General features: G+C 65.4%; 20 protein-coding genes and 1 pseudogene. 11 read left to right on the top strand and 10 right to left on the bottom strand.

Features of this window, described 5'->3' with window-relative positions:
- Nucleotides 1-67: 67 nt before the first annotated feature.
- The 9 genes from AAG688_RS11520 to AAG688_RS11560 all read right to left on the bottom strand — a co-directional run bounded on the left by AAG688_RS11520 (nucleotide 68) and on the right by AAG688_RS11560 (nucleotide 10,047).
- Nucleotides 68-424 (bottom strand): hypothetical protein, encoded by a 357-nt coding sequence (locus AAG688_RS11520; RefSeq protein WP_411832381.1) that lies wholly within the window; start codon nucleotides 422-424, stop codon nucleotides 68-70.
- A 38-nt stretch (nucleotides 425-462) separates the two neighbouring features.
- Entirely contained in the window at nucleotides 463-3,186 is a 2,724-nt protein-coding gene (gene tssH / locus AAG688_RS11525) for a type VI secretion system ATPase TssH (protein ID WP_411832382.1), read from the bottom strand.
- 52 nt (nucleotides 3,187-3,238) lie between these two features.
- Nucleotides 3,239-4,327, bottom strand: a complete 1,089-nt coding sequence (gene tssG, locus AAG688_RS11530) for a type VI secretion system baseplate subunit TssG (protein WP_411832383.1) — start codon at nucleotides 4,325-4,327, stop codon at nucleotides 3,239-3,241.
- A complete protein-coding gene (gene tssF / locus AAG688_RS11535; protein ID WP_411832384.1) occupies nucleotides 4,291-6,126 on the bottom strand; it encodes a type VI secretion system baseplate subunit TssF in 1,836 nt (611 codons plus the stop codon). The genes tssG and tssF overlap by 37 nt, the downstream gene beginning before the upstream one ends.
- Nucleotides 6,127-6,129: 3 nt before the next feature.
- On the bottom strand, nucleotides 6,130-6,624 hold the full coding sequence (tssE, locus tag AAG688_RS11540) for a type VI secretion system baseplate subunit TssE (protein WP_411832385.1): 495 nt from the start codon (nucleotides 6,622-6,624) through the stop codon (nucleotides 6,130-6,132).
- A gap of 127 nt (nucleotides 6,625-6,751) precedes the next feature.
- Entirely contained in the window at nucleotides 6,752-7,249 is a 498-nt protein-coding gene (locus AAG688_RS11545) for an Hcp family type VI secretion system effector (protein WP_411832386.1), read from the bottom strand.
- A gap of 143 nt (nucleotides 7,250-7,392) precedes the next feature.
- The gene (tssC, locus tag AAG688_RS11550; RefSeq protein ID WP_411832387.1) at nucleotides 7,393-8,889 is read right to left on the bottom strand and encodes a type VI secretion system contractile sheath large subunit; all 1,497 of its coding nucleotides are present in this window, start codon (nucleotides 8,887-8,889) and stop codon (nucleotides 7,393-7,395) included.
- Between the two features lie 3 nt (nucleotides 8,890-8,892).
- The gene (gene tssB / locus AAG688_RS11555; RefSeq protein WP_411832388.1) at nucleotides 8,893-9,396 is read right to left on the bottom strand and encodes a type VI secretion system contractile sheath small subunit; all 504 of its coding nucleotides are present in this window, start codon (nucleotides 9,394-9,396) and stop codon (nucleotides 8,893-8,895) included.
- A 39-nt stretch (nucleotides 9,397-9,435) separates the two neighbouring features.
- Nucleotides 9,436-10,047, bottom strand: a complete 612-nt coding sequence (locus tag AAG688_RS11560) for a tetratricopeptide repeat protein (RefSeq protein WP_411832389.1) — start codon at nucleotides 10,045-10,047, stop codon at nucleotides 9,436-9,438.
- A gap of 357 nt (nucleotides 10,048-10,404) precedes the next feature.
- On the opposite strand from AAG688_RS11560, the gene tssJ reads away from it, so the two are divergent.
- The 9 genes from tssJ to AAG688_RS11605 all read left to right on the top strand — a co-directional run bounded on the left by tssJ (nucleotide 10,405) and on the right by AAG688_RS11605 (nucleotide 19,748).
- Nucleotides 10,405-10,986 carry a type VI secretion system lipoprotein TssJ gene (gene tssJ / locus AAG688_RS11565; RefSeq protein WP_411832390.1) on the top strand — a complete coding sequence of 194 codons (582 nt, stop codon included), beginning with the start codon at nucleotides 10,405-10,407 and terminating at the stop codon, nucleotides 10,984-10,986.
- A gap of 206 nt (nucleotides 10,987-11,192) precedes the next feature.
- A complete protein-coding gene (gene tssK / locus AAG688_RS11570) occupies nucleotides 11,193-12,530 on the top strand; it encodes a type VI secretion system baseplate subunit TssK (RefSeq protein WP_411832391.1) in 1,338 nt (445 codons plus the stop codon).
- Nucleotides 12,527-13,315, top strand: a complete 789-nt coding sequence (icmH, locus tag AAG688_RS11575) for a type IVB secretion system protein IcmH/DotU (RefSeq protein ID WP_411832392.1) — start codon at nucleotides 12,527-12,529, stop codon at nucleotides 13,313-13,315. Before tssK ends, icmH begins: the two co-directional genes overlap by 4 nt.
- A 25-nt stretch (nucleotides 13,316-13,340) precedes the next feature.
- Nucleotides 13,341-16,181: a type VI secretion system Vgr family protein gene (locus tag AAG688_RS11580; RefSeq protein ID WP_411832394.1), complete on the top strand. Its 2,841-nt coding sequence runs from the start codon at nucleotides 13,341-13,343 to the stop codon at nucleotides 16,179-16,181.
- Nucleotides 16,182-16,217: 36 nt separating this feature from the next.
- Nucleotides 16,218-16,565 (top strand): hypothetical protein, encoded by a 348-nt coding sequence (locus AAG688_RS11585; protein WP_411832395.1) that lies wholly within the window; start codon nucleotides 16,218-16,220, stop codon nucleotides 16,563-16,565.
- A 22-nt stretch (nucleotides 16,566-16,587) separates the two neighbouring features.
- Nucleotides 16,588-17,949 carry a hypothetical protein gene (locus AAG688_RS11590; protein ID WP_411832396.1) on the top strand — a complete coding sequence of 454 codons (1,362 nt, stop codon included), beginning with the start codon at nucleotides 16,588-16,590 and terminating at the stop codon, nucleotides 17,947-17,949.
- The gene (locus tag AAG688_RS11595) at nucleotides 17,946-18,767 is read left to right on the top strand and encodes a hypothetical protein (protein ID WP_411832397.1); all 822 of its coding nucleotides are present in this window, start codon (nucleotides 17,946-17,948) and stop codon (nucleotides 18,765-18,767) included. The genes AAG688_RS11590 and AAG688_RS11595 overlap by 4 nt, the downstream gene beginning before the upstream one ends.
- Before the next feature lie 31 nt (nucleotides 18,768-18,798).
- On the top strand, nucleotides 18,799-19,095 hold the full coding sequence (locus tag AAG688_RS11600) for a hypothetical protein (protein ID WP_411832398.1): 297 nt from the start codon (nucleotides 18,799-18,801) through the stop codon (nucleotides 19,093-19,095).
- Nucleotides 19,095-19,748, top strand: coding sequence for a hypothetical protein (locus tag AAG688_RS11605; protein ID WP_411832400.1), 654 nt, complete (start codon nucleotides 19,095-19,097; stop codon nucleotides 19,746-19,748). Before AAG688_RS11600 ends, AAG688_RS11605 begins: the two co-directional genes overlap by 1 nt.
- Nucleotides 19,749-19,817: 69 nt before the next feature.
- Here AAG688_RS11605 and AAG688_RS11610 read toward each other — a convergent pair whose 3' ends face one another.
- Entirely contained in the window at nucleotides 19,818-20,135 is a 318-nt protein-coding gene (locus tag AAG688_RS11610) for a hypothetical protein (protein ID WP_411832401.1), read from the bottom strand.
- 495 nt (nucleotides 20,136-20,630) lie between these two features.
- Here AAG688_RS11610 and AAG688_RS11615 point away from each other — a divergent pair.
- Nucleotides 20,631-21,358, top strand: a pseudogene (locus tag AAG688_RS11615) (IS5 family transposase).
- Nucleotides 21,359-21,414: 56 nt separating this feature from the next.
- The gene (locus tag AAG688_RS11620) at nucleotides 21,415-21,831 is read left to right on the top strand and encodes a hypothetical protein (RefSeq protein WP_411832402.1); all 417 of its coding nucleotides are present in this window, start codon (nucleotides 21,415-21,417) and stop codon (nucleotides 21,829-21,831) included.
- Nucleotides 21,832-21,934 lie beyond the last annotated feature (103 nt).

The following is a 21,934-nucleotide window of genomic DNA, read 5'->3' on the forward strand; positions in this document are numbered from 1 at the left end:
GCGGATCTGCCGTCCGCTCCTGCGGATGGCGGAACGCCCGGCAGGGCGTCCTTTGCGATGACGGGAATCAGGCCGACTGCAGCGTGATGCGTTCCAGCCTGAAGGTGGGCGCCTGTACCAGGTGCAGGCGGAAGTTGCGGCCCACCGTGCTGATGATCACCTCGCGCGCGTTGCTCACCAGTTGGCTGGCCTTGCCGGGCAGCGGCGAGTGCGGCGGGATGCGCCACGGCATGCGCGCCAGCAGGGCTGCCAGGTTGCGTGCATCCTCGCGCACTTCCGGCGCGGCCTGGTCCAGCAACTCCAGGACATGGGCCGGCTGCAGCCGCTCCCAACCGCCCACCTGCGCCAACGCCCGCGGCGTGCCCACGCGCAGGCCGTCATGGTTGCCGAGGGCGCGGTGGCGATCGAATCCGTGAAAGTCCATGTCGTTTCCTCCTGTCCTGTATGCGGTGAGGCCACGCCTCAGGATATCCGGTACCTGAAGCCGCCATCCTTGCCGGTGCCGACCTTGATCCGGGCGATCGCGCCGCCCTCGGCCATCGTCGCCAGCACGGTCCCGGCGATTTCGGGCAGCAGCGTGCCGTTGAGGACGTGGTCGACGTTGCGCGCGCCCGAATCCACCTCGGTGCAGCGCGCCAGCACCGCCTCGACCAGGCCGGCATCCCACTCGAACGCGGCCTCGTGGTTGGCGCACACGCGGCCGCGGATGCGGCCCAGCTTGAGTTCGATGATCCGCGCCAGCACCTCGTCGCCCACCGGATAGTAAGGCACCACCTTCAGCCGGCCGAGGAAGGCCGGCTTGAAATGCTTGAACAGCACCGGGCGCAGCGCCTCGGCCAGTTCGTCGGCGTTCGGCAATTCCGCGGCCGGCTTGTTCAGGCAGGCCTGCATGATCTGCGCCGAGCCGACGTTGGAGGTGAGGATGATGAGGGTGTTGCGGAAGTCGATCTCGCGACCCTCGGCGTCGTCCATCATGCCCTTGTCGAACACTTGGAAGAACATCTCCAGCACGTCCGGATGGGCCTTCTCCACCTCGTCCAGCAGCACCACGCTGTAGGGATTGCGGCGCACCGCCTCGGTCAGCACGCCGCCCTCGCCATAGCCGACGTAGCCCGGCGGCGATCCCTTCAGCCCGGAGACGCTGTGCGCCTCCTGGTATTCGCTCATGTTGAAGGTGAGCAGCTTCTTCTCGCCGCCGTAGAGGATGTCGGCCAGCGCCAGCGCGGTCTCGGTCTTGCCCACGCCGGACGGACCGACGAACAGGAACACGCCGCGCGGCTTGTTCGGATCCTCCAGTCGGGCGCTGGCGGTGCGCACGCGCTGGGCCACCGCCTCCAGCGCGTGGTCCTGGCCGATCACCCGCTCGGCCAGCAGCACGCGCAGGTTGCGCACCGTGCGGATCTCGTCCTTGACCATGCGCCCCAGCGGAATGCCGGTCCAGGCCGAGACGATCTCGGCCACCACCGCGCCGTCCACCTGCAACGGCACCATCGCGCTCTCGCCTTGCAACTGGCGCAGTTCCGCCAGCAGCGCGTCCAGTTCGGCATGGCGCGGCGTGATTGCGGCGCCGCCCCTCCTGCGCGCGCCCTTGCCCGCGGGCCTGGCGGCTTGCGCGTCCTGCGGCGCGGCGGCGGCATCGTTTTCCAGTTGCTCGCGCAACGCCTTGATCCTGCCGGCCAGTTCGCTCTCGCGGACCAGCCGCGCCTCGCTGTCGGCCAGCCGCTCGCGCGCCTGCGCCCGCTGCCCATGCAGTCCGGCCAGGCGCGCCTGGTGGCGGGCGCCGGCGGCGGCCTCGCGGGCCAGGGCCGCGATCTCCGCCTCCAGGCGTTCCAGGTGCCTGCGCGTGTCCTCGATGATCGCCGGCGTCGCACTCTGCCCCAGCGCGACCTTGGCGCAGGCGGTATCGAGCACGCCGACCGCCTTGTCCGGCAACTGGCGGCCACTGATGTAGCGGTGCGACAGGCGCACTGCCTCGGTGATGGCCTCGTCCATCACGCGGATGCCGAAATGCCTCTCCATCAGTGGCACCATGCCGCGCAGCATCGCCGCCGCCAGCGCCTCGCCGGGTTCCTCGACCTTGACCACCTGGAAGCGGCGCGCCAGGGCGGCGTCCTTCTCGAAATACTTCTTGTACTCGCCCCAGGTGGTGGCGGCGATGGTGCGCAGTTCGCCGCGCGCCAGCGCCGGCTTCAGCAGGTTGGCAGCGTCGTTCTGCCCGGCGGCGCCCCCGGCGCCGATCATGGTGTGCGCCTCGTCGATGAACAGGACGATCGGGTGCGGGCTCTTCTTCACCTCCTCGATCACGTTCTTCAGCCGGTTCTCGAACTCGCCCTTGACGCTGGCGCCGGCCTGCAGCAAGCCCATGTCCAGCGCGTGCAGCGCCACGCCCTTGAGCGAGTCGGGCACGTCGCCGGTGGCGATGCGCAGCGCCAGGCCCTCGACCACCGCGGTCTTGCCCACGCCGGCCTCGCCGGTGAGGATGGGATTGTTCTGCCGGCGCCGCATCAGGATGTCGATCAGCTGGCGGATCTCGCCGTCGCGGCCAATCACCGGATCGACGTGGCCCTCGCGCGCGCGCCGGGTCAGGTTGGTGGTGAACTGATCCAGCGCCGGCGTCTTCGACAATCCGCCTCCGCCGGACGGCGCATCGCCCGCGGCCGCGGCATCGGGCTCGACTGGCGCTGCATCGGCGAAGCGCACGTCGCCGGCGGCCTCCTGCGACCCTTCGGTCAGCCTGGCGAAGTCGTGCTTCAGCTCGTCGCGCCTGAAGCCGGCGAACCGCCGCGAGCCGCGACAGGCCAGTTGCGAGAGGTCCGGATCGGTCAGCAACGCCAGCAGCAGGTGGCCGCTGCGGATGCGGGTGGCCTGCGCGTCCAGCGAGGCGATCAGCCAGGCGTGCTCGAACAGCCGCGGCAGGTGCTGCGAAAAGACCGGCGTGCGGGTGTTGCCGTTCCTGAAGCCGGCGATCTCCCGTTCCAGATCCATTTCCAGCGCCTCGGCCAAAACGCCGCTGCGCCGCGCGATCAAAGCGAAATCGCCCTGGGGCTGCTCCAGCAACGCCAGCAGCAGGTGCTCCAGGTCCACCTCGTAGTGGCCGCGCGCCATGCACAGGTTGGCCGCGCGCTCGGCCGCCTGCCGGCAGGTATCGTTGAGCTTGCCGATCAGGGTCTTGAGATTGATGCTCATGCTTGAACCTGTTGCTCCTGTCTTGCGGTGGAAGAGGTCTGGATGCGCGCGTTCATTGCAGGGTGCGGATGCCGTAGCTGGCGTCGGCGCGCGGCGCCTGGGCCGGGCGCGTGCACAGGAAGCTGTCCCAGCCCAGCCGCACGCCATTCGCCTCGCCGACGCCGGCCTGGCGCACGTCCTGTGCGCGCAGCACCAGCCTGGCCTCGTACTCCAGGCACGAGCCGGTCAGCAGCATCAGCCACTTGGCCAATGCGCGCGCGGCGCTGCCGCCGGGCAGGAAGGCGTCGAAATCCCTGCGCGACAATGGCCCCACATGCAGGCACAGGCGCAGGTCGCCTTGCCATATGCGCCTGCCCGCCAGCGCGGTGGATCCGAGCCGGGCGTTGGCCAGGCCCAGGCGGGTGGTCTGGTGTTGCGGCACCTCGTACCAGGCGCCGACGAACTGTTCCACCCGCACCGGCACGCCGAAATAGTCGGACAGCACGCGCTGCAGCAGCACCGCCGATACCGGGCGCTGCCGGATCGCCCCGCTGTAGAACGCCACCGCCTGGTCGAACACGTCGCCCTTGCCGTCCACCATGCGGTCGTGCAATCCGGGCAGCCCCATCCCGGACAGGGACAGCAGCAGCGGCAGGAAGCGCTCGCGCCGCTCCAGCTCGTAGTGCAGGCCCAGCCGGTACTTCTTCCAGGCCGCGTAGTGCAGGGCCACCGCGCGATTGGTGAAGATGTCGAGGAAGGCCCGCGGCGTGCGATCCCGCTGGTAGATCTCGCGCTCGCCCAGCATCTCGGTGTAGTGCAGCGGCAAGGCGCCGCTGACGCCGAGCAGGCCCATGAACGCTGGCGTCACGTGCACTTCGCCGATGCCCTCGGTCTCGATCGCATGGTTCAGCGCCGCCGCGCTGTCCAGCACATCGCCCTGGATCGAATACGCCCGCACGGATTCCAGCTCGCTGGCCGGGAACGCCAGCGACAAGGTGTTGCGGAAGCGCACCCGCCGCGGCAGCACGTCCCCGGCGCCGGCGCCTTGGCGCTGGAACATGTGCTCGAGGATCCGCATCGCCTGGAAGAACCCGAAGCGATGCGGCTCGGCGATCAGCTGCTGGACTACGCCAGGATCGATTCGCCGCTGCGCGGTGGGCATCTCAGGATTTCCTCGCCGTTGTGGCTGGAGAGCAGGACGAGCTGGACGAAGCTGTTGGCGTGCACGTACAGGCCGAAGAAACGGTCCAGCACGTGCGCGAAGGCGGCGATGCCGGCGCCGACGAAATGGCTCTCGTCCAGGGTCAGGCGCACTTCGATGCCGCGCACCACCGAGCCGAAGTGCGCGCCGGACAGCCAGGCCGAGGTCGGGTGGTGCTCCAGGCCGACGATGCCCTCTATCTGGCGGCCGGACACGTTGCTCGCCGACGGGTCGTACAGGCGCAGCATCTCCTTCAGCGCCGGCAGCCCGCTCCGGGTCAGGGACAGGTGGTTCAGGGTCAGGTGCGAGATTAACCGCCACTGCGCGCCCTGCCCGCGCGGGAAGCGCAGCGGAGGGGTCGGTTTGCGCAACAGGGCGATCGCCCGCGCCGGGCTGCCACCTTCGAGGGTCAGATCGCCGCCGGCCACGCCATAGGCCAGCTGGCTGGGCAGGTCGCGGTTGCTGCAGGTCAGCATCAGGCTGATCACGTCGGTCTGCGGCAGGGTCGGGTTGAAGTCGAGATCGACGAAGCTCAGCTCCGTCTCGTAGCCCGGGCTGTGCCGCGCCACGTCCTCGTCGCGCCGCGCCAGCCAGTACTGCCCCGCCGATTCCGGATCCTCGCCGTGGTGCAGCGAATAGAACGGGCGGAACTCCTGCACCTGCTCGCCCTGCGGCGTCTGCCGGATGCGCCGGACCGAGTCGATGGAATGCACCTCGCAGGCGAAGGCGCGCCGCGCGTCGGCCACCACCGGATAGGTGGCGCTGCGATGGGTCAGGCGGATCGGCTCGCCGGCCTGCCGGAACAGGTTGACCACCGGCGTGCAGCCCATCAAGACGTTGTCGCGGCCCAGTCCTTCCAGCACCCGGCTGGCCGCCTGGTCCGGCATGGCCGCGCGCAGGATCAGGTGCAGGGTGAAGCCGCGGCTGGCGCCGGCGGCGACCGGCGCCAGTTGCAGGTCGAAGAATCCGAACTTCTCCGGGAAGGCGAACAACTCGGTCAGCAGGCGATAGGCCGGGTGCGAGCGCGCCGGGAAATCGACCAGCGCCTCTTCCTCGGAAAAGCCGACCGGCGCCAGCGGCGATTGCGGCAGCAGCCGCCAGCGGCCGTCGCCGTCGGCTTCGACGTAGGCGGCCTTGACCTGCAGCGCCAGCGCATCGCGCAGCGCCGCGCAGAACGAAGGCTCGCCGTCGGTGAACAGGCGCAGCGCCTCCCGCTTGAGATCGGCGAACGAGACCTGCTCGGACAGCAGCGCGAACCTTAGCGAGATCTGCGCCCCCGACCCCGGCGGCAGGGCCACCCCCATCGGCGGCTCGGCCACCGCGCGATACTTGGCCGACTCCAGTTCGACGGGCAGCAGGTCCACGTCGTAGGCGGTACGGAAGCGGCAGTGGACCCCGCGCACCGCGCGCGACTGCAACTGCGTGCCGCGGGCGATGCGCACCGGCGCGCTGAGCCGGGCCGCGGCCGGCCCCATCTCGAAGCGGGCGATCGAACACGACGGGAACGGCCGCAGGTAGTGCGGGTACATCACCTCCAGCAGCGCGTCGGTGAACTCCGGGTAGTCGTCCTCGATGCGCCTGGAGATGCGCGCGCCCATCAGCGCGAACGCCTCGATCAGCCGCTCGACGTGCGGGTCCCTGGAATCGTCGCCGGACAGCAGCAGGCGCCCGGCGATCCTGGGATAGCGCTCGGCGAACTCGCGCCCGTAGCGGCGCAGGAAGGCCAGTTCGCGCTCGTAGTAGGGCAGCAGTTCCTGCATCGGTCAGGCCGCCACGGGACGCCGCAGGCGGCTCACCGCGTACTGCAGCGTCGAAGGCTGCAGCACGGCGTCGAAGCTGATCGGCTCGCGGGCCGGGTGCAGGTCCAGCAACGCATGGATGGTGAAGTGCAGGCCGGCGCCCAACTGGGCGGCGTCCAGCTTGACCCGCACGTTGTGCAGGCGGGTCTCGTGGCGGGTGATGGCCTGCTCCAGCGAACGGCAGACCGAGGCGCGGTCATGGGCATTGGCCATGCTCATGGCCGAGAAGTCGGGCAATCCATAGGTCATCAACGACTGCCGGCACTGCGGGAATCCGGCCAGCCGCTCCTCGGAGAAGGCCGATCGGGTGTTCAGCAGTCCCTCCAGGTCGCGCGCCACCGATTCCTTGTACTGCTCCAGCGAGAACGCCTTGAACACGCCCGTGGACGAACCGCTCTTGGGCGCTTCGTCGAAAAGCTTTTCCAGAAGGCCGGGCTCGAATCCCTTCAACGCCTGCACCGCTCCACTCCTCGCCGCCACTGTTGCCTGGTTACGCCATTGGTGTCGTCCCGGCCGCCCATCCCGGCGCCGGCCCGGGCCACATCCGGGAAATGCGGTGGCGGGGTGCGCCACCGCAAAACCTCCCTCAGACCGTGTAGTTGGGGATGTTCTTGCTCGCGCTCCACTGGGCGACGGTCTTGCCGCCGACGCCGCCTTCCGGCTTCTGCTGGTTGTAGGTCCACTTGATGGCCGCGAAGCTCAGTTGGACGACCTCGTGCGGGAAGCCTTCGTCGTCCACCGTGGTGGTGACGCTATGCACCAGCACGTTCAGCAGTTCGACCGAGTAGTAGTTGACGGCATTGCCGTCCTTGTCGGCGCGCATGAAATCGATGCGGGCCTTGGGGAAGGTGGTGCCGCTGGCCGCGGCCTGGTTCAGCGCGGTGGTGGAAAGATCGATCGACTTGACGATCTCGATCGGCGACAGGTTGACGCGGGCGGCGGTCTGCCCACCGGAAGTGGAGGCGGTCGCCGAGCGCGGCTGGGTCAGGTTCTGCGAGAACGATTTGATCTCGATCCAGTCCCTGTGCTTGTCGTCGCGGGATTCGCCCTTGATGGTGTCGATGGAAAGGAAAGCGTGCTGCATGATCTGGTCTCCTGAGTTACGTTCTTCCGTGAGAGGGGCACGACCGGACTTGCGCCCGGCCGAAGCATGGCGCACGGCGCTGCACCACGGGGTCTGCGCCCCTTGGCGCCACGCCTACAACGACAACAAGAACAGCGAAGGCGTTACGACTTCCTTGCAGCAGCCGGCAACTCGGCCACCAGCCGCAACGAAACGGACAGCTCATCGAGCTGGAAATGCGGCCTGATGAAGGCCACGGCGCGGTAGACGCCGGGCTTGCCCGGCACCTCCGATACCTGGATCGAGGCCTCGCGCAGCGGGTATTGCGCCTTGGCCTCCTGGCCGGCGTTGTCGTCGAGCAGCACGTACTGGGCGACCCAGCCGTTGAGGAAATCCTCGACGTTGCCCGCCGAGGCGAAGCTGCCGATCTTCTCGCGCATCATCGCCTTCAGGTAATGGGCGATGCGCGAGACCGCAAAGATGTACTGCAGCTGCGCCGACAGGATAGCGTTGGCATTGGCCGAATCGGTGTTGTACTTCTTCGGCTTCTGCGCCGACTGCGCGCCGAAGAAGGCGGCGTAGTCGGTGTTCTTGCAGTGCACCAGCGGGATGAAGCCGAGATCGCTCAACTCCTTCTCGCGGCGGTCGGTGATGGCGACCTCGGTCGGGCATTTCAGCGCGATCTCGCCGTCGTCGGTGCGGAAGGTATGCGTCGGCAGGTCCTCGACCAGGCCGCCGCCCTCGACACCGCGGATCGCCGCGCACCAGCCGTAATCCTCGAACGCACTGGTCAGGCGCGCGCCCATCGCGTAGGCGGTGTTGCACCACAGGTACCTGCCATGATCGGCGGCATCGACCTCCTCGACGAAGTTGAAGCCCTCCACCGTGGTGCCGTCCTTGGGGTTGTACGGCAGCCGGCCCAGGAAGCGCGGCAAGGCCAGGCCGACGTAGCGGCTGTCCTCGGAATCGCGGAACGACTTCCACTTGGCGTATTCGACGGTGTCGAACACCTTGGCCAGGTCGCGCGGCCGGCCCAGCTCGGTGAAGCTCTCCAGGCCAAACATGTCCTCGGCCGCCGCCGCGATGAACGGCGCGTGCGCGGCCGCGGCCACGTGCGACATCTGTTCGACAAAGTACATGTCCTCCGGCTGCCGGCCGATGTAGTAGTCGCCGATCAGCGCGCCGAACGGGGCGCCGCCGAAGGTGCCGAACTCCTCCTCGTAGACCTTCTTGAACAACGCGCTCTGGTCGAAGTCGATGGCCGACCTGAAGTCGCGCACCAGATCCTTCCTGGGCGAGTTGAAGACCTTGATCTTCATCATCGGGCTGGTCGAGGTCTGCTGGCACAGGTAGTGCAGCCCGCGCCAGCTGCTTTCCAGTTGCTGGAACGGGCTGGCATGCATGACCGCGCTCAGCTGCTCGGAGATGATCCGGTCGATCTCGGCGATGCGCGCGTCCAGGGTCAGGCCGAGACTGTCGGAGACCACGACGGTGCCTTCCATCACCTCCTTCGCCAGTTCGGAAATGATGTCCTTGGCGCGCCGGTGCTCTGCGTCCGACTTGGCGACCTTGCTCTTCTCGACGATCTGGTCGAGCAGGCCGGGCTCGAAGGTGGCGGTCGCGGCCGCCGGGTTGGCGCTGATGGCATCTGCTGACGACATGGCTCACTCCTGTGGGGCTTGCTGGCCAAGCTTCTTGAGCTGCTCGGTGTTGTTGAGGACATCGTTCAGCAGGTCTTCCAGCTTCTCGTTGCCGGCGATCTTGTTGCGCAGATCGGCCAGCCGGGTGCGCGTCTCCAGCAGCCTGCGCAGCGGCTCGACCTGCTGGACCACGGCCTCGGGGCGGAAATCGTCCAGCGAGTTGAACTGGAGCTCGACCGCGAACTCGCCGCCGTCGTCGCCGATCCTGTTCGCCACCCGGTAGTTGGCGCGCGGCGCCATGCCTTCCATGACCTCGTCGAAGTTGTCGAGATCGACGTTGACGAACTTGCGGTCCTTGACCCTGGGCAGCGGCTGCCCGGGGTTGCCGCTGAAGTCGCCGAGCACGCCGACCACGAACGGAATCTCCTTCTGCTCGATGGCGTCGCCCTTCTCGACGTCGTAGGTCAACTGCACGCGGGGCGGGCGAATCTTCTGCAGCCGCTTCTGCACACTATCCTTCTTGGACATTTCGGGTTCCTCCCTGGGATTCGGATCGGGTTTCTCGCCTCAGCGGTTGCCGCCAATCTTCTGGAACGGATCGCCGGACGGCGCCGGCGCGGCGACGGGACGGGCCGGTTGCGCGGGTGTGGAGGGCGATAGCGGGCGCGGCGTGGCCGCACGGCGCCGTGGAGTGGCCGGCGGAGGCGCCAGGATGTCATCGCCCAGCGTGTCCTTGAGCGTGGCAGCCAGCACCTCGGCTTCCTTGCGCGCCGAATCGGACACCAGCGCACCATTGGCCTTGAGGCGTTGCAGCGAACTGCTGGCGATGCGGAAGCCGGCCACGGTGATGATGCCGTCTGCGCTCTGGTCGCCGGGATCGCGCTGCAGCGCTTCCTCGGCGGCGACGATCGCGCGGGCGTAGTTGCCTGCCTCGAACTGCAGCCTGGCCGCACGCAACCAGGCGTCCTTGCGGACAGGGTCCGCCTTGCCGGCGCTCTCCAGCAGCTGCAGGGCCTCGTCGACGCGGCCGTTGCCCACGGCGGCGTCCGCCTGCTCCATCAAGGCGGCGAAATCAGGGAGTTTCTTCTTCGACGGGGTGGCGCAGGCGGCCAGTGCCGCCATCAGTGCCAGTCCCCACGCGGCGCGCACGCCGATGCCTGTCCCTTGCGTTGCCATCATGCACCTTCCTGTGCTTCTTCCTGAACGATCCATCGTCCGGCGCCGGTGGCGCCGTGGCTGGCAGGGACTGCGAGAAGCCGGTTCCCGCCCGGCCAGCCTGCCACCAAAGTGGCATCAGTATGGGTATAGTAATCCCCGCGTCAAGTCTCCGACGCCTGCACGCCGGAAACGACGACGGCATGGCAGGCGCACGGGCAAGACCGTTGGCATGGAATCCGACACCGGCTCCGCGCCAGTGATTCGCAGGCAGGATCCGCCGCGACAAGGGCAATCATGGACGACAGGCCAGGCATGGACACACCACTTCCCCGGTTTTCCTCACCGTGCTTCCCGCAACCGGCGCGCGCCGCCGGACGCATGCTGGCCGCCTTGTTGCCGGCCCTGCTGCTGGGCGGTTGCGCAAGCGATGGCGCACTGGGCAGGACGGTGGACAGGACCCTGCAGATGGCCGGCATCAAGCCGGCCGAGCCACGGGCGCGCACCATCGTCGTGCGCCTGCATGCCGGCACCAACCTCAATGCCGGCAGCGACAACCGCGCCAATGCCGCGGTGATCAAGCTGTACCGCCTGCGTGGCACGCAGCGCTTCGAGCAGGCGCCGTTCAATGCCTTCCTCGATGCGGCGCGCGAACGCAGCGCACTGGGCGAGGATCTGCTGGGCGTGGAGGAAGTGGTGCTGGTTCCCGGCGCGCGTCACGAGATCAGCCAGGCACTGCCGCCGGAAGCCGCCGCGCTGGGCGTGGTGGCGCTGTTCCGCGAACCGGCCGACAACCGCTGGCGCCTGGCCTTCGATGCACGCCACGCCAGGCTGGACAAGGAAGGCATCACCCTGGGCCTGCACGCCTGCGCCATCACCACCGGCAGTCCCGCGCTGATCACCCGGCTGGCCGGCGATCCCGCCAGCCTGGTTTCCACGCGCTGCAGCAAGTCGCCGCGCTGATCGCGCCATGCGCCGGGCTCCTGCTAATATCGCCGCGCGCAAGCGCCAGGGAACGCCATCCGCGATGCGGATGTCTGCAAAGGCCGCATGCCCGGTTCGACCCGAATCCGATCACGCAGCATGATCGCGGCCATCGGTGATTCGAGGCGAACCCGGCAGCACAGTTCAACGCAGCACAAGGAACGAGTGTGTCGCACGCAAGCCGAATGACCAAGGTTTTCTGGGGCGAGGGCCTGTTCCTGCGCCCGCAGCACTTCCAGCGCCAGGACGCCTACCACGAGGCGCGCCTGGAAGACCTGGGCCGCAATCTCCATCCCTACGCCTGGGGCGCGCGCCGCCTGCGCTTCGATCCGCAGAGCCTGGCCAACGGCAGCCTGCGCGCGCTCGAACTTTCAGCGGTATTCCCCGATGGCGAAGGCTACGACGCGCCGGCCCACGATGCGCTGCCCGATGCGCTGTCGCTGAACGAACTGCCGGCCGGCATGCAGGCCACCACCATCCACCTGGCGCTGCCGCTGCTGCGCGGGCACGGCGGCAACTGTTCCGACCGCGCCGACGCCGCGCAGGCCACGCGCTACGTGCAGGGCAATCATCCCACTGCGGATCTGTTCACCGACGCGGCCGAGGCCCAATTGGCCTACCTGGAAAAGGCGGTGCGCCTGCTCACCGACGACAAGCCGCGCGACGCCTTCGTCACCCTGCCGGTGGCGCGCGTGCGCCGCACCGCCACCGGCGGCTTCGAGCTGGACGAGGATTTCGTGCCGCCGGCCCTGCACATCGACGCCTCGCGACGACTGCACCTGCAACTGCGCCGCCTGCTCGACTCGCTGCAGGCCAAGGTCGATGCGCTGTACGGCCAGCACCGGCAGCCGTCGCAGAGCATCGTCGAGTTCCGTTCCGGCGACATCGCCTCGTTCTGGCTGCTGCACACCGCCAACGCCGCCTTCGCCGGGCTTTCACACCTGTTCCACCACGCGCGCCTGCATCCGGAACGCCTGCACCAGGAACTGCTGCGCCTGGCCGGGGCGCTGCTGACCTTCTCCAACGCCTACGGCCTGGCCGACCTGCCGGCCTACGATCACGCCTCGCCGGAGGCGGGTTTCGAGCGCCTGTTCCTGATCATCCGCGAACTCATCGACACGGTGATCTCGGCGCGCTACGTGCAGATTCCCCTCAACGAGATCAAGCCCTCCTACCACGCCGGCCACATCGACTCGCAGCGCATCGACGCCAACGCCTCCTTCTACATCCGCGTGGCCGCCGCCATGCCCGCGCAGGAACTGGTGCAGAACGTGCCGCTGCGCTTCAAGGTGGGCGCGCCGGACGACGTGGAGAAATGCGTGCTGTCGGCGCTGCCGGGCATCCGCCTGACCCATGCCGCGCAGGTGCCGGCGGCCATCCCGGTGCGGCCGGACAGCCATTACTTCGCGCTGGAACCGCGCGGGCCGCTGTACGAACGCATGCTCAAGGCGCAGTCGACCGTGATCTACGTGCCGGCCGGCATTCCCGAGCTCAAGCTCGACCTGATTGCGATCATCGGATGAACGCTCCCCTGCCCCCCGCTCCCGGCCCGATGCCGTCGCTGCTGCCGCAGAACACGGTGGCCCCCGCGGCTGGCGGCGCCAGCGCCCGCAGCCTGTCCGATCTGCTGGCCGACGGGTTCTACCTGCTCCTGCTGCTGCGGCGTGGCCGGTTGCCCGGCGACGCCGAGAGCTTCGTGCAGTCGGTGCAGCGCCTGCTCGATGGCATGGAGCGCGCCGCGGTCAAGATCGGCATCGCCTCCGAGGACATCCATGCGTCCCGCTACGCCTTCTGCGTGGCGGTGGACGAGGCCATCCTGTCGCAGCCCTCGCCGCTGCGCGACCGGTGGGAACTCCAGCCGCTGCAGCTGCGCCTGTTCGGCGATCACCTCGGCGGCGAACATTTCTTCGAGCGGCTGGAGGAATTGCGCCGCCAGGGCGCGCCGCGGCTGCCTTCGCTGGAGGTCCATCACTATTGCCTGCTGCTCGGCTTCGAGGGCAAGTACCGGCTGGAAGGGCCGGAGAAGCTGGGCTACCTGACCGCGCGCCTGGGCGACGAGATCGTCTACCTGCGCGGCAAGCGCAACGGCTTCGCCCCGCATGCGGCGCCGCCCGACAACGTCAGGCACGCGTTGCGCCGGGTCGCACCGCTGTGGCTGCCGGCCGCGCTGGTGGCCGGGTTCGGCCTGCTGGGCTTCCTCGGCCTGCGCATGTACCTGGATCAGCAGACCGAACGACACCTGGCCGCGCATGACCAGGTGGTGCAGATGCCGGAGCGCACTGCGCACATCACCATCACCCTGCCGTGAATCCTCTCCCTGCCGTGAGAACGCTATGGACATGCCCTCTCTGGCTTCGCTGCTCGCCCCGCTGGCGGCGCCTTCGCAGCATGCACGCCTGATCCAGCTCGACGCCCCGGTCGCGGGGCTGGTGGTCGAGCGCTTCCACGGCCGGGAAGCCGTGTGCGCCGACTTCCGTTTCGACATCGACGTCTTCTCCCCTTCGGCCAGCTTGGACCTCGCGCCGCTGCTGGCGCAGCCACTGGCCCTGCGACTGCTCCGCGCCGATGGTGACTCACGCACCTGGCACGGCTTGTGCACCGAGGCGCAGGCGCTGGGCGCCGACGGCGGCCTGGCCCGCTACCGGCTGGCGATGGAACCGTGGACGGCGCTGCTGCGGTTGCGCCGCAACGCCCTCATCTTCCCCGACCGCGACCTGCGCGGGGTGCTGGAGCAGGTGTTCGCCGACTACCCGCAGGCCGCGTTCCGCTTCGACGTCAGCGGCCCCCTTCCGGTCCGCCCCATCATCACCCAGTACCGCGAGAGCGACGCCACGTTCGTCTTCCGCCTGCTCGCCGAGGCCGGGCTGGCCTGGCGCTTCGAACAGCGGCAAGGCGACACGCCGGCGCACACGCTGGTCGTCTTCGATTCGCAAGCCCAACATCCGGACGGCGGCGCGCTGCGCTTCCACCGCATCGACATCAGCGAGACCGACGACGCCGTGGCCAGCTTCGCCGAGCAGCGCCAGGCCGTGCCCAGCGCGGTGCACACCGGCAGCTGGCGCAGCGCTCAGGTCGCCACCGTAGCCGGCGGCGCCGAGGTCGAGCCGGGCAACCTGCCGCCGCTGGAAGTGTTCGTGCAGCCGCGCGCCGGCCGCTTCGACGATGCCGGCCAGGCGCGCGCGGCCGCCGGGCGCCACCTCGACGCGCTGCGCCTGCCGCATCGTCTCCATGCCGGCGCCGGCAGCGTGCGCGGCCTGTCCGCAGGCAGCGCCTACGTCCTGCGCGGTCATCCCGACCGCGACATCCCGCGCTTCGTGCCGCTGAACCTGGAACACGTGGCGGTCAACAACCTCGGCAGCGGCATCGTCGAACTGCTGGCCACGCCGGAACTGGAGCGCGGCAGCTACCGCAACCGCTTCCTCGCCGCTCCCGCCGACGTCCCGCTGGCGCCGTTGCCGCGCCCGCGTCCCACCGCCCCGGGTGCGCAGACCGCCCGCGTCGTCGGCCTGCCCGACGCCGCCGTCACGCCCAACCGCGACCACCAGGTGCGCGTGCAGTTCCCCTGGCAGCGCGGCCCCAGGCCGCATCCGGGTGGCCTGGCCGACACCGGCAGCGCCCATCCCGGCCATGCGCCCGATGACGCCAGCAGCGGCTTCTGGGTGCCGGTGGCCGAGGCGCTGGCCGGGCCGAACTGGGGCAGCCACTTCTTGCCGCGCATCGGCGCCGAGGTGCTGGTGGAGTTCCTGCACGGAGACATCGACCAGCCGCGCATTACCGGGCAGCTATACAACGGCCAGGTCGCCCCACCCTTCGGCGGCGCCTTCGATGCCCCGCAGCAGGGCGTGCTCAGCGGCCTGCACAGCCAGGCCCATGATGGCGGCCACCGCCAGCAATGGGTCATCGACGACAGCCCCGGCCAACTGCGCACCCGCCTGCACACCAGCCTGGCCGACAGCCGGCTGGAACTGGGCTACCTGGTCCATCACCAGGACACCGCCCGCGGCGGCCTGCGCGGCCAGGGCTTCGAGCTGCATTCGCAGGGCTGGGGCAACGTGCGCGCCGCGCAGGGCCTGCTGCTGTCGGCCAGCGCGCAGCCCGACGCCGGCTCGACGCAGATGGACATCGCCGCCACGGTGGCACAATTGAAGGGCGCCGAGCGCACCGCCGACGGGCTGCATGAAGTCCTGTGCCAGCAACGGGTACCGGGCCTGGCCGCCAACCCGCAGCTCACCGGACTGCGCGAGGCCATCGATCCCCAGGTCGGCGGCCGCTATCCCGGCCCGGTCAACGGCCAGAGCGCCATGAAGCCGGAGCCCGGCAGCCGCGAGCCGGGCCCCGATCCCGTCGAACGCTTCGCCGATGCCCGGCTCGTGGCCGAGTCGCCCGAATCGGTGGCCTTCGCCACCCCCAACAGCGCCGCCGCCTGGGCAGGCAACGCCCTGCACCTGACCGTGCAGGACGATGCCCACCTGATCGCTGGCCAGACCCTGTCCGCCGTGGCCGGCCAGCACGCCGCCCTCTACGCCCATGCCGGCCCGCTGCGCGTCATCGCCGCCGACGGCCCGCTCAGCCTGCAGGCCCACGCCGGCCCTTTGGAACTGCTGGCCGACCAGAGCGTCACCGTCACCGCCACCGACGAGCGCATCGACGTGCTGGCACGCAACAAAATCGTCCTGCACGCCGGGCAAAGCCAAATCGTATTGGAAGGCGGCGACATCACCTTCGCCTGCCCGGGCAAGTTCACCGTCAAGGCCAGTCAAAAGCCCATGCTGGCCGGGCAAAGCAACGCCGCCGGGTTGGAAGCATTGCCGGCGGGGGTGGCGCATGTCCAACCCTCCACTCCCACTGACGCACAACGGCTGTCTGGCGGGTCAAAAGCAAAACAGGCCGCATCAACGGCAACTTCCCTCGCGCGTACTTCGCCGCAGCTTGCAAAAAAGAAATACCAGGGCAAGTTGCGCCTTGTCGATGCACGGGAAAAGGCCCGACCCGACGTCTATTACAAAATCGTCACCCAGGAGGGGCAAATCCTCGCAGAGGGAATCACCGACGATACCGGCCGCAGCATCGTGGTGACGACGGAAGAGAACATGCTCGCCACCGCCTATATCGGCGAAGGCGGCTGGACGCTCGAAGAAAGCGCCCAGTGCAGTGACGAAGACTGCGGCTGCTGAATCAAACACCCAGGCCGACATCGCAGGACGTGCCAGATGACGACACACTCTTCCGCCTCCAAGGGAACGACAACACTCATCTTCTCCACCTCGCTGGGAACGCCCGTCGAGGACCTCGGCTATCGCCTCAGCGATGGCCAGGGCAACACATGGATAGGCACTACCGGCAAGGGCGGCCTGGGCCTCACCATCGTGGAAGCAAAAGGCGACCCGTCGTCAGAGAGTTGGGAGCTTCCCGGTGAAGCAAGCCTTCAACTCGAAGTGCAACGTGACGACGGCTCATGGAAAGTCATCGGCAACTTCCAGCACGGCGCTGGACTGCACAGGCAAGTAAATGTCATCGCAGGGGCCATCGCGGTGCCCTTCCGGATGGCTCCTGTCTGAACCTTGAAAGGGAGTTCTCACCATGACCCAGCAAGATGCGGCCGCACAGGCACCCGTCAATGTCGAGACCGACAATGATGGTGTGTTGATGAATGTTTGCCGGCTTCGCCAAAGTTATTACGCGAAAGTCAGGCTACAGATGAGAACCGTCCGAGAAAGAAGAGAAATAACAACGACCGCCACCATTCTTCCATATGTCATCGTCCACGCTACATCGGAGGCACCGAATATATGGACGATCATCACACCACCAAACACCAACACCGGGAACGGCCCAGATGCTGGCATTGTTCAGATAGAGATAAGCGACACCGGCAGATACAGAATCTACATCAAGGAACCAACGGAGACACCTGCCCAAGGCAGCGTATTCACAATTCAGCAGCATGCACTCGCGAATGGCAACGACAGCGGGCGCGAAGTCCAGCCATTGCTCGAATTGGATGTAACCGATAACGCCGACTGCACCATGTCCGTACAAAGGACACACCCCAATGGACTGGGGCGCGGCCAGGGGAATGGCGATGACCAAGTACCTGCAAACGGCGCCCGCCAGAATTTCACCCAGACGCATACTTCTCGAGCCATCGCCAGATCTTTGGACCTCGGCGATTACGTCATTTCGCACCAACTCTGGGCCGACGCGTCTCGCACTTATGGCATCAATCATCCCCGCGTGCAGAACAGCCAATTCCAGGCTGCACTGCAAATGATTTACGGTGAAACCCTAACGCCAGGAACTGGTGCTGGCAGCGATGCCCACGACCGCACTCTGACTTCCGAGGGCATCGAAATAGAGTTCGACCACCAATCCACCACAGGTGGACGAACGCGCCTTTCCTTCCTGGAGAACAATGGCCAACCGGGCAATCGGATGACAGCAGACGAGTCCCTTCGGAGAACTCATCCAGCAACGATAGAATTCCTGATACAAATGATGGCGGACTTGAATATCACCTACGCCAGAAGCAGTGGCGCATGGCGACCGCACGTTGGTTCGACCCGGCATCGCTATGCTTCTGCGATCGACTTGACGCACCTTCGCACCAATGTGCTTGGCGCTAACAACCAACAGCATCGGGTCGCCATCCACCTCCATCGGATTAATTCCCCCAACTCCAACCCACAACGAACTCATCCACAAGAGACCGCCGAACGCACTCGCATGCGGGAATTCTCTCACCTTGTACATGTATATATTGCGCAGGCCAAGCAAGAGGGCACGCTCGGCTGGCTTGGTGGGCCCTGGCCTTTAACTTATGCACGATTGGGTCTTCCTGGACCTCAAACCCCAAATGGCCGCACTCCAAATGCACCGGCGATTGCCACTGATGACACGCACATTCACCATATACATATAAGCATGGGCACAGATCAACCATGAGCATCACATTAGCAATCGCCTTGGGGGCAGCACTCCTGTCCCCACCTCATCTTACCGCCTTGCCAGCAGATGCATCTGGACCAATCAATTGTCCCAAGCCTCCCAAAACAATCACTACATCAGATGGTCGCATCTACGAATGCCACCCCGAAGAAGGAATGAATCCTTACCATGACGTAACACCTCCGGACGACAAGACGCACTGGCAACTGCCGTTCGACAATCCGGGCCCTCCTCCATTCGGCACAGAGACCTATCATCCTCCGGAAAGTTGGCCGTTCCGCGCCATCCTATTTTCTGGTAACCCAAGAGCCTGGGACAGGATATTTTTCTATGTGTTCGACCATCAAGGCGTCATTGTCGACTCCAACGAACCCGATGCTATCGGTAATCAAATGATGGAGGTCCGCGTCTCTGGCGTTCGCATGTGGCCGACCGCGCGTGTCTACTATCGCCTGATACCCAATAACGAACAGGATAAGAACAAAAGACTTAAGAATACTTCCAGGATAGGCGATGTCGCCTACTATGCTCTCGTCATGGATGGCGACATGCTATGCCCAGCATTGGATGAAAGCACATTCACATCATGGCCTGGTAATAAGCAAGCAGCACGCTTGTACATCAATGGCCGCTGCGGCGAGGCTCCCGAAGCTGATACTTCCCACTGGAAATATCAGGTCAATTCTCGTTACTACGGCTATCCCGGTTTTGAGTCCAGCGGGCTTGGATTGACTTGGACCTTCTGGCGCCATGATGAGCCCGATCGCCCTCTACACGACAATCAGGGAAATTGCCTTGTCTTCTGCGATAAATGAAGACCTCCATCCCACGGAAGTCGGGCGCGCAGTGAGCGAACGCTGGAGCGGCAAAGCCAGTTCCGACCCGGCTGCCGTGGCTGCCCGCTTCCTGGTCCACCCCAACGACAGTGCCTGGCAGGACGCCATCGTCCGGAAGTGGGCTGACGGGAACCCCGACAACATCAAGCGCGGGCAATCGGCCACCATCCTGCATCACCTGCACGAACAGCATGGCAAGAAAGCCTTGGAACGCATCCGTCGCATGGGCCGCTATGGCACCGAGAGCTGGGAGTACATCAAGCAGAACTACGAGGAACTGTTCGGCGAAGAGAACCAGGTGAACTAATGCGCGCCATTACGCACGCCGTCATCCTCGCCCTGCTCCTGCCATTGAACGGCTGCGACTTCGCGCGCAGTCAGTGGAGCCAGTTCACTGCCGGCCTGCGCGAAGCCACCACTGCGCCTCGTGAAATCAAACGCGGAGCGAAGCCGGAAATCATCATCAAAGGTGACCAGATTACCTTCGATGGGAAGCCGCTCCGTCTGAGGGCTGATGTAAAAGAGTGGATTGAGGTGCTGGGGCCGAATTTCAGAATTTATCGTGGCGATCTCATTTGGGATGAGAAAGGATTGATAGCAATTCTGCACCCTCAAAATAAAAGCAAGGTCAGGACGCTGTCCGTTGAGTTGAATTTCAAGCAACTTTATGAAGAATGGGATCCAGAATACAAAGAATCCGGTCCAGGAAAGAAAGGTGTGCCGAAGGAGTTTTTTAAGGGCTATCTCGAGATAAACGGACTGCCCATTGACGCTCAATCCACGATTCACGAGACCAACCGACGCGCTCATGGTGAACTGTCAATTAGTTGCAGCAGAGGAATCAATATCTGCTCCGATCACGCAAGAAAGCCTGGCACCCCTCTTTTGTATTTTTCGGTGGACAGCCGCAAGGAGCAAAGCATCATCTATGAAGTACAAGTTGACGCTGGCTTCGACTAGATGAACTACAACAAACAGCTACCTCATACACCAGGAGACTGCTGCGCAACACCGAAAGTTGGGAGTACATCAAGCAGAACTACGAAGAACTGTTTGGCGAAGAGAACCAGGTGAACTGATGCGCGCCATTACGCACGCCATCATCCTGCCCTGCTCCTGCCATTGAATGGCTGCGACTTCGCGCGCAGTCAGTGGAGCCAGTTCACCGCCGGCCTGCGCGAGGCCACTAATGCGCCTCGTGAAATCAAACGCGGAGCGAAGCCGGGAATCATCATCAAAGGCGACCAGATTACCTTCGATGGGAAGCCGCTCCGCCTGAGGGCTGATGTAAAAGAGTGGATTGAGGTGCTGGGGCCGAATTTCAGAATGTATCGTGGCGATTTTCATTTGGGATGAGAAAGGATTGATAGCAATTCTGTAACCTCAAAATAAAAGCAAGTCAGGACGCTGTCCGTGGAGTTGAATTCCAAGCAACTTTATGAAGAATGGGATCCAGAATACAAAGAATCCGGCCCCGGAAAGAAAATTGCGCCAAAGGAATTTTTTCAAAGACCATCTCGAGACAAACGGACTGGCCATCGATGCTCAATCCACGATTCACGAGACCAACCGACGCGCTCATGGCGAACTATCAATTAGTTGCAACAGAGGAATAAATATCTGCTCCGACCATGCAGGAAAACCTGGCACCCCCCATTTGTATTTTTCAGTGGACAGCCGCAAGGAGCAGAGCATCATCTATAGCGTACAAGCGAGCTCCGGCCTTTAATAGATTAGAGCGTGTTATGAACTTTGAGTGGGTGCGGCTATCGTGGCCGGATGAAGCCTCGCCCGTATCCCACCGACGTTTCCGATGAAGAATGAGCCTTCGCCGCGCCCTACCTGACCTTGATCGGCGACGCAAGTACGACCTGCACCTGATGTTCAACGCCTTGCGTTGGATGGCTCGCGCCGGAGCACCCTGGCGCTTGATTTCCCATGAGTTCCCGCCTTGGGAAGCGGTCTATCAACAGACCCCGCGCTGGCTGCAGGCCGGCTGCTTCGAGGCGATGGTCAACGACCTGCGCTCGGTGTTGCGGGTCGCCCAGGGTAGGCAGGGCCAGTCCAGCGCGGTGATCCTGGATGGCCGTACCTTGCAGTCCACCTGCGAGAGCGGGCCGCGCGCAGGCTACGACGGCTACAAGTGCAAGAAGGGCAGCAAGGTCCACATGGCCGTGGACACGCTCGGACACCTGCTGGCCGTGCAGGTCACGCCCGCCAATGAGCAGGAACGTGCCCAGGTGCGGTCGCTGGCGCAGGAAGTCCAACACGTCACGGGCGAGACAGTGAAAGTCGCCTTCGTAGACCAGGGTTATACGGGACAGGCGCCTGCCGAAGCGGCGCAAGCCGAAGGCATCGAACTGCATGTGGTGAAACTGCTGGAGGCCAAGAAGGGCTTCGTGCTGCTGCCGCGTCTCTGGGTGGTAGAACGCAGCTTCGGCTGGGTCAACCGCTTCCGACGGCTGGCCCGCGACTGTGAACGCTTGCCGGAAACCTCGGCCGGCTTGCACTTCGTCGTCTTCACCATCCTCATGCTCGGCAATGCAGCAAACATCCTTCAAAGTTCATGACACACTCTAGAAACCCAATAACCTTACTGCCTTTATCCATACTCATTGCATCCGGCATGGCATGCGCCAGCAATCAGGGCTCCAGCCAATCCTTCCGAGCCAGCGCCAACACATTCTCCTTCGACCGCAATCAGCGCAAGATCGATATTCGTCTCGATGCAACCATTACCGGCTGGACCGTCAACTGCAGTCGAACCCACGCCATCGTCTGGGGCAAAGCTGATGATCTGGAAGAAGTGGGCGCGCCTCCTGCAACCAGGGTATACGTTGTAGACATCGAGCATGACAAACCCATCAATCAATACACGGTGACACGCGGCCCCTATGAAGTAATCTTCAGCCAAGACCTGAGACAGGCAAGCGTGGACGATTACGTGATTGACCAAAACTCCGGAGAAATAGTAGGCATGACCGAAGACATCAACTTGATGGCCGAGTCTTGCCCTTCATTCCCGGACAAGCAATTGAACTAGAGCCAACAGCCCTGCTCGGGAATGCCATCCGGGTAGCCACCAAAGCGCTTCGTTCCCGTGGCCGGGTGCAATCAGCCCGTGAGCCGAAGTCCGGGTGAAGTGT

Origin of the sequence: Pseudoxanthomonas mexicana (assembly GCF_046736355.1) — a bacterium.
Taxonomy (GTDB): Bacteria; Pseudomonadota; Gammaproteobacteria; order Xanthomonadales; family Xanthomonadaceae; genus Pseudoxanthomonas_A; species Pseudoxanthomonas_A mexicana_B.